The organism is Clostridium psychrophilum, from assembly GCF_018861705.1.
GTDB classification, from domain to species: Bacteria; Bacillota; Clostridia; order Clostridiales; family Clostridiaceae; genus Clostridium_AD; species Clostridium_AD psychrophilum.
Window position 1 is genome coordinate 1 of sequence record NZ_JAHLEC010000143.1, and the last position, 6,731, is coordinate 6,731.

The 6,731-nt window shown below is 29.8% G+C and carries 9 protein-coding genes; 7 read left to right on the top strand and 2 right to left on the bottom strand.

Going from position 1 to position 6,731, the window contains the following annotated elements:
- The first annotated feature begins 118 nt into the window (after positions 1-118).
- From cobU to KPL38_RS17510, 4 genes are read left to right on the top strand one after another with little or no spacing between them, the layout of a single operon-like run.
- Positions 119-679, top strand: a complete 561-nt coding sequence (gene cobU / locus KPL38_RS17495; RefSeq protein WP_216290422.1) for a bifunctional adenosylcobinamide kinase/adenosylcobinamide-phosphate guanylyltransferase — start codon at positions 119-121, stop codon at positions 677-679.
- Between the two features lie 22 nt (positions 680-701).
- Positions 702-1,649, top strand: a complete 948-nt coding sequence (locus tag KPL38_RS17500; protein WP_216290423.1) for an ABC transporter substrate-binding protein — start codon at positions 702-704, stop codon at positions 1,647-1,649.
- Positions 1,650-1,665: 16 nt separating this feature from the next.
- Positions 1,666-2,718: a FecCD family ABC transporter permease gene (locus KPL38_RS17505; RefSeq protein ID WP_216290424.1), complete on the top strand. Its 1,053-nt coding sequence runs from the start codon at positions 1,666-1,668 to the stop codon at positions 2,716-2,718.
- Positions 2,719-3,483, top strand: coding sequence for a heme ABC transporter ATP-binding protein (locus tag KPL38_RS17510; RefSeq protein ID WP_216290425.1), 765 nt, complete (start codon positions 2,719-2,721; stop codon positions 3,481-3,483).
- Between the two features lie 44 nt (positions 3,484-3,527).
- Here the strand turns inward: KPL38_RS17510 and KPL38_RS17515 are convergent, their stop codons facing one another.
- Positions 3,528-3,767 carry a hypothetical protein gene (locus tag KPL38_RS17515; protein ID WP_216290426.1) on the bottom strand — a complete coding sequence of 80 codons (240 nt, stop codon included), beginning with the start codon at positions 3,765-3,767 and terminating at the stop codon, positions 3,528-3,530.
- Between the two features lie 11 nt (positions 3,768-3,778).
- Positions 3,779-4,318 (bottom strand): rubrerythrin, encoded by a 540-nt coding sequence (rbr, locus tag KPL38_RS17520; protein WP_216290427.1) that lies wholly within the window; start codon positions 4,316-4,318, stop codon positions 3,779-3,781.
- A 468-nt stretch (positions 4,319-4,786) separates the two neighbouring features.
- Here rbr and KPL38_RS17525 point away from each other — a divergent pair, with 468 nt between their 5' ends.
- The 3 genes from KPL38_RS17525 to KPL38_RS17535 all read left to right on the top strand — a co-directional run bounded on the left by KPL38_RS17525 (position 4,787) and on the right by KPL38_RS17535 (position 6,470).
- Positions 4,787-5,140, top strand: a complete 354-nt coding sequence (locus tag KPL38_RS17525; protein ID WP_216290428.1) for a CidA/LrgA family protein — start codon at positions 4,787-4,789, stop codon at positions 5,138-5,140.
- Complete coding sequence (locus KPL38_RS17530) at positions 5,133-5,837, top strand: LrgB family protein (protein ID WP_216290429.1); 705 nt, start codon at positions 5,133-5,135, stop codon at positions 5,835-5,837. The genes KPL38_RS17525 and KPL38_RS17530 overlap by 8 nt, the downstream gene beginning before the upstream one ends.
- A 66-nt stretch (positions 5,838-5,903) precedes the next feature.
- The gene (locus tag KPL38_RS17535; RefSeq protein WP_216290430.1) at positions 5,904-6,470 is read left to right on the top strand and encodes a hypothetical protein; all 567 of its coding nucleotides are present in this window, start codon (positions 5,904-5,906) and stop codon (positions 6,468-6,470) included.
- The last annotated feature ends 261 nt before the right edge of the window (positions 6,471-6,731 follow it).

Here is a 6,731-nt window from a genome sequence, read left to right on the forward strand (position 1 = left end):
TTTAGAAATGAATAAAAATAAACATTAACATTAATAAAGATAAGTAAGAAATCATTCGTATTATTTAAAGAAGGTTTCTTATCAAACTTATAATTAGATTATACAAGGAGGGTATACTATGAAAAACATTGTACTTATAACAGGTGGTGCAAGGAGTGGCAAAAGTACATATGCTGAGAAGCTAGCTAAAGAGGCTAAAGGTGGGGTACTTTATATCGCAACTTCAATTCCATTTGATGATGAAATGAAGGATAGAGTTAAAAAACATAAGGAAAGAAGGCCAAATAATTGGTATACTTTTGAAGGGTACAAGGATTTAAAACAAGTGTTTTGTAACGAAAAGGTACACTTTGATCTTATTTTATTAGATTGTGTAACAATAATGGTTACGAATCTTATGCTAGAACGATCAGGAGATAACTTTGATGAGCTAAATAATAATGATATAGATATAATGGAAAGTGAAATTTTAAATGAAATTGCAGAATTTATTGATGCGGCTGACAAAAATTTGAAAACAATAATATTTGTAACCAATGAACTTGGTTCTGGAATTGTACCTGAATATAAAATGGCAAGAGTTTTTAGAGACATAGCTGGTAGGGTAAATCAATATATTGCATCAAGGTCACAGGAAGTTTATATGGTAGTTTGTGGTATACCAGTTAAGATTAAATAATTATAATTTACGGGGGTAACTAATGTTTATGAGAAAAAATATAATAGTTGTGGCTTTAGCTGTATTAGTGTGCTTTGTATTTAGTGCATGCGCGAGCAAAACTACTACTAATAAAGATATTAATACTACTAAAAATGCAGCGAGTAACGTGGTGTATCCTTTAAAGGTTGTTGATTCATATAAGAGAACAGTTACCATCGAGAAAGAGCCTAAAAGGATTATTACAATTGCACCAAATGTAACAGAAGCAATTTATGCTCTTGGTAAGGGCTCTAGTGTAGTAGGTAGAAGTAACTACGACGATTACCCAAATGAGGTTCTAAAGGTTCTATCAGTTGGTGATTTATTAGCACCAAGTATAGAAAAAATTGTTGAACTAAAGCCTGATGTAGTTTTAACTTCAACGCTTTTTAATAAGGATGTGATTAAAAAATTAGAAAAGCTTAATATAAAGGTTATAGTGCTTAGTGATGATAAAAATTTCAATGGCGTATATAATACCATGTTTAAGCTTGGTCAGGTTGTTAATGCTGGCGCAAAAGCAGAGTCAATAACATCAGAGATGAAAAAGAAAGTTGCATATGTAACAACTAAGGTATCGAAAGCTAAGAAGCCAACAGTGTATTACATCGCAGGTTTTGGTAAGAGTGGCGATTTTACTGCAGGGAAAGATACATTTATAGGTAATATGATAGAAATGGCTGGAGGAAAAAATGCGGCAGATGACGTAATTGGTTGGAAATACAGTCTTGAAAAGCTTGTGCAAAAAGATCCTGATGTATTAATATGTTCTAATTTATACGATTCAAAAAAAAGTATAGAAGTAACAAATGGTTACAAGAATTTAAAGGCAGTAAGGAATGGCAAGTTGTTAGAAATTGACGAAAATATTATTGTTAGGCAAGGACCAAGACTTGCAGATGGGTTAGAAGCAATTGCAAAAATAGTTCATCCTGAACTATTTAAATAGAAGGAGTTAAATTACCATGACGTTTATAGAAAAAAAACCTTTTTATAGAAGAATATTTGTAGTAGGAATATTTTTATTGTTTATAATTATAATTCTTGCCACAAATTTTGGAGTGGCTAACATTTCTTTAAAACAGACGGCGTTAATTACAATGAGTAGGATACCAATAGTAAATAAATTTGTATCACTTGACGGAATTAAATATACATCTGTAATTATATTGTTAAACTTAAGATTGCCAAGAATATTTTTGGCTGGTCTTGTAGGAGCAGCACTTTCAGTAGTTGGGACTTCTTATCAGGGAATTTTTAAAAACCCAATGGCGGATCCATTTATATTAGGGGTATCATCGGGGGCAGCACTTGGAGCCACTATAACTATGGTTTTTCTTAAAGAAACTCATTTTTTTGGAATAAGTATGATATCACTTAGTGCATTTGTGGGAGCTATAATAACTACATTCTTTGTTTACAATATTGCTAGAGTTGGCACAAAAGTTCCAGTGGTAACGTTACTGCTTGCAGGTGTTGCTTTGAATTATTTATTATCTGCTATCATTTCACTAATGATGACATTTAATAGAGATAATATTGAGAAAATTGTTATGTGGACAATGGGTAGTTTTTCGACAGCTGGATGGGGTGACGTAATTTTACTGTCTATTGTAACAGTTCCGTCAATTTTGTTTATATCTGCATTTTCAAAAGATTTAAATATCATGCTACTTGGAGAAGATAGTGCTAGAAGTCTTGGTATTGATGTAAATGAGTTAAAAAAATACATATTTGTAATAAGTACTTTAATGGTAGCGGCAGTTGTATCGGTAAGTGGAATAATTGGGTTTGTGGGATTAATAGTGCCTCATGCTATTAGGATGATTTGTGGACCTGATAATAGGGTGGTCATACCATTCTCTGCAATTTTTGGGGCAATGTTTTTAATAATTTGTGATACGATTGCAAGGGGAATACTTCCACCGTCAGAAATACCTGTTGGGATCATTACTTCTATTTTTGGAGTGCCGTTTTTTATATTTTTATTATATAAAGCGAAGAAGAAGGTGATTTAGTTGATAGAGATAAATAATGTGAGTTTTTCTTTTGATAATGAAGTATTAAAAAACATAAATATAAATATAGAAAAAGGAAAATTTTATACCATTTTAGGACCGAATGGATCGGGTAAAACTACTCTTTTAAGAATATTATCAAAATCACTTCATGCGGATATTGGAGAAATTTATATTGATGAAAAGGAGTTAGACGAAATAAAATCAAAGGTTTTAGCAAAGAGAATGGCGGTGGTATCGCAAAGTACAGAAATTGAATTTGATTTTTCAGTACAAGATATAGTTCTTATGGGAAGAGCACCTCATATTGATAGGTTTTGTTCAGAAAGTGAAGAAGATATGAAAGTAGCAAAGAATGCAATGAAAATGACAAATACTTGGGAATTTAGAGAAAAAAGTATAAATGCATTAAGCGGTGGAGAAAGGCAACGTGTGGTAGTTGCAAGAGCAATTGCTCAACAGGCAGGAATAATTCTTTTGGATGAGCCTATTTCTCATTTAGATATTCATCAACAAATTGAAATAATGAATCAATTAAAACAATTAAATAAAAATAAAAATGTAACGATTATTGTGGTACTTCATGATTTAAATATAGCAGCAGCATATGGTGATCGTATGATATTGATGCATGACTGTAAAGTTTATAAAAATGGATATCCGGATGAAATACTAACAGAAGATATAATTAGAAAGGTTTATGGATTAGAGGTATATGTAACAAAAAATCCTAAAACAGGGAAAACATTTGTTATGCCCTTTTAGTATAAAAAGTAGCACAATTATAGATTAATTGTGCTGTTCTTTTGTTAAATATCATATTGTTTAAGACTTTTGTTTATATATTCCTCATCAACATCATAAAATGCATCTTCATTTATACTTCTATAAGAGTTGTACAATTCATTTTCTTCTGCGCATTTAGAGTTATATTCATCGATATATGAACTATTGCAGATTTTATTATAATTAATGCTATTATTAACCTCATTTAAAGGTATGAAAGGGGTTACTGGTACTATATAGTAGGGTGGATAATAAATTAGCATTTTAACTCCTCCTATTTGTAGTCTTCACAATAGATTTTAAAGTAAGCCTTTGGAAACTTGCATAGTGGACAAAACTCAGGTGCGTCTTTTCCTATGTGAATATATCCACAATTCATACATTGCCATTTTACATCAGTTTCTCTTTTGAATATCATGCCTGCTTCAAGATTTTCATATATTTTCATGAATCTATTTTCATGATTTTCTTCTACTTCCTGTAATTCTTTATAGAAGTTTGCAATATCCATAAACCCTTCAACTATAGCATCTTTTTCAAACTGCTTATATAAAGTATTACTTTCATGAGCTTCTCCTTTTGCGGAATCTTTTAAATTTTCTGCGGTATTTTTATTCATTTTAAGAAATCTATTAAAAACTTCTCTTGCATGAGCTTTTTCATTATTTGCGGTAGCCTCAAAAATAGAGGCTATATATTCATAACCTTCTTTTTCTGCTTTTTCAGCATAAAATGTATATTTGTTTCTTGCTCTTGATTCTCCTGCGAAAGTGCTTAAAAGATTTCTTTCAGTTTTACTGCCATTTAAATTCATTTTTATTCCTCCATTAAGTAATTTGTCCTCTTTATTATTCTATTCATTATTCTTCTAAAAGTTACTTTAAAAGAGTACTTAAATCTATGAATGAACTTTCTTCTAATTTAGCTATAAAAACAATTTTTGTTTTTATAATTAGTTGTTGTATAAAAGATTCAAAAAGTAAGTATATGAGAGTTTTTTTAATCAATGAAAATATGATTGCCGTTTACTAGGCTCAAAACTTCTATTCATCGGTTTTGACTGCTTCATAAAAAAATGGTATACCTAACAAGACTAATTATTATACTTAAATTCATGTGCTACGCCATTCAACGAAGATGTTGCAGCGACCCATGAGATGATTTAATTGTGATAATATCAATATTCATCAAATATTATTTGCAAAAGGTGTAAACAATGATTTGCCTATGACAAGAGGCTATATGGATAAATAGACAAAATTTTTAATAAGTGGGTGATAAAATGAAATACATAAGACAATTGATGATTGTTTTAATTCCATATCTTATTGGTACTATATTACAACTAACATTACACATTCCAATTCCAGGATCTGTTATTGGGCTTATTTTACTGTTTTTAGCACTACAAATAGGAATAGTTAAAGTTGAAATGATAGAGGAACTTTGCGAATTTCTTTTATCGAATATGTCTTTTTTCTTTATTCCTGCTGGAGTAGGTCTGATGACGGCTTTTGGTGTATTAAAAGGAAAGTGGGTACCATTTATAATTATAGTTGTGTTCTCCACATGTTTAGTTTGGATTGTAACAGCCTTAGTAGTTAAAGCTTTAAGAAAGGGACGATTAAATGAATGATTTAATTACTTCACCAATTTTTGGCGTAATAGTATCTCTTATTGCTTATGAATTTGGAACTTATATAAAGAAAAAAGGCAGACTTTCAATTTTTAATCCACTATTAATAGCAATTATTATATTAATATTTTTTCTCCAAAAATTTCATATTTCCTATAAAGATTATAATAATGGAGGTCAAATAATCTCATTTTTCTTATTTCCAGCTACAGTTGCATTAGCACTTCCAATGTACAAAAAATTTGCATTATTTAAAAAAAATGTTGTACCAATTCTTATAGGAATTTTTAGTGGGGCTATTTCCGGTTTTGTATGTGTAGTATTTTTTTCAGAATTATTTGGATTGACTGATTTGCTTACCAAATCTTTAATACCAAAATCTATAACAACACCTATAGGAATAGCATTGTCTAAGCAATTAGGTGGACTTTCATCAATTACAGTTGTAGCTATTATTATGACAGGAATTATAGGGTCTATTGTTGGACCTGTTTTGTATAAAATTTTAAAAATTAAGGATAAAGTGGCATTTGGAATTGCTATGGGGGCATCTTCTCATGCACTAGGAACGGCAAGGGCTATGGAAATAGGAGAAACCGAGGGAGCAATGAGTGGGTTAACTATGGCTATTTCGGGAGTTGTAACTGTTCTTATATGTCCTTTTTTATGGAATCTATTTCTTATAATGGTTAAATGATTAATTATAACATAACTAAATTAGCTAATTCTATAAACATTATATGATTGAGGAGGTATTGTAATTATGAAAAAAGATGAGAGTAAGAGTCCTTTAAATAAATTATTTAATTCAATAGACAATTTATTATCCGATGAGAAAGAGCAGAAATTAAGAAGCAAATTAGGAAAAGAAATACGTAAATGCATTTTTACAGAAGATGTAGTTGAAAAACTTAATGAAAATGATTTTACAGGCTTTGCTCAGGAGGAAGAGGAAACGGGGTTGCTTTTCTCCACGATATTTCCTGTTTTTGTAGAGAAAAATGGTGTTATCTTTAGACTATATAAGCATAAGGTTGAAGTAGATTTGTCAGATGAGATGAGTGATAGATATATTTTTATATTTTCAGATGGCAGACTTACATCGGGTTTATTTCAATGCTTCAAGCTTTATGATGATGAATATATTTATGGGGTAAAAAAGATAATGAATATGATACCAAATTTTAAAAAAACTGTAAAAAAGGCTTTAATAAATTTAAATAATAATGAAGAGTTTAATAAGCAAGAAATGGGAAATGTTAAAGACAGAGAAATAGTAGCAAAGAATAATTATAATGAATTACTAGAATGTTTAAGTAAGTTTGAATAAATATAAATTAGAAATATATATTTATAGTACGGGTTAGTCTATACTCATTCTTACTATATTAAGTTAATGTTATTCAAATTCAAAGCTGACATCTTTTTTATTAGATGTCAGCTTTATTTTTTTATTATATAGGAAACAGCTTGCGGAAAGCACTGTGGATAACATTCTAGCTAAAAAATAGATAGAAAAAATAAGAAAAATATGAGATGATATAACCATGAAAAATAATAAGATTACTATAAAACAAATATTTGAAGATAA

Bases quoted from the DNA above. Each gene is read 5' to 3' on its own strand.
- KPL38_RS17515 (WP_216290426.1), bottom strand. From the start codon at position 3,767: ATGCTAATTTATTATCCACCCTACTATATAGTACCAGTAACCCCTTTC.
- KPL38_RS17505 (WP_216290424.1), top strand. From the start codon at position 1,666: ATGACGTTTATAGAAAAAAAACCTTTTTATAGAAGAATATTTGTAGTA.
- cobU (WP_216290422.1), top strand. From the start codon at position 119: ATGAAAAACATTGTACTTATAACAGGTGGTGCAAGGAGTGGCAAAAGT.
- KPL38_RS17530 (WP_216290429.1), top strand. From the start codon at position 5,133: ATGAATGATTTAATTACTTCACCAATTTTTGGCGTAATAGTATCTCTT.
- KPL38_RS17500 (WP_216290423.1), top strand. From the start codon at position 702: ATGTTTATGAGAAAAAATATAATAGTTGTGGCTTTAGCTGTATTAGTG.
- KPL38_RS17535 (WP_216290430.1), top strand. From the start codon at position 5,904: ATGAAAAAAGATGAGAGTAAGAGTCCTTTAAATAAATTATTTAATTCA.
- rbr (WP_216290427.1), bottom strand. From the start codon at position 4,318: ATGAATTTAAATGGCAGTAAAACTGAAAGAAATCTTTTAAGCACTTTC.
- KPL38_RS17525 (WP_216290428.1), top strand. From the start codon at position 4,787: ATGAAATACATAAGACAATTGATGATTGTTTTAATTCCATATCTTATT.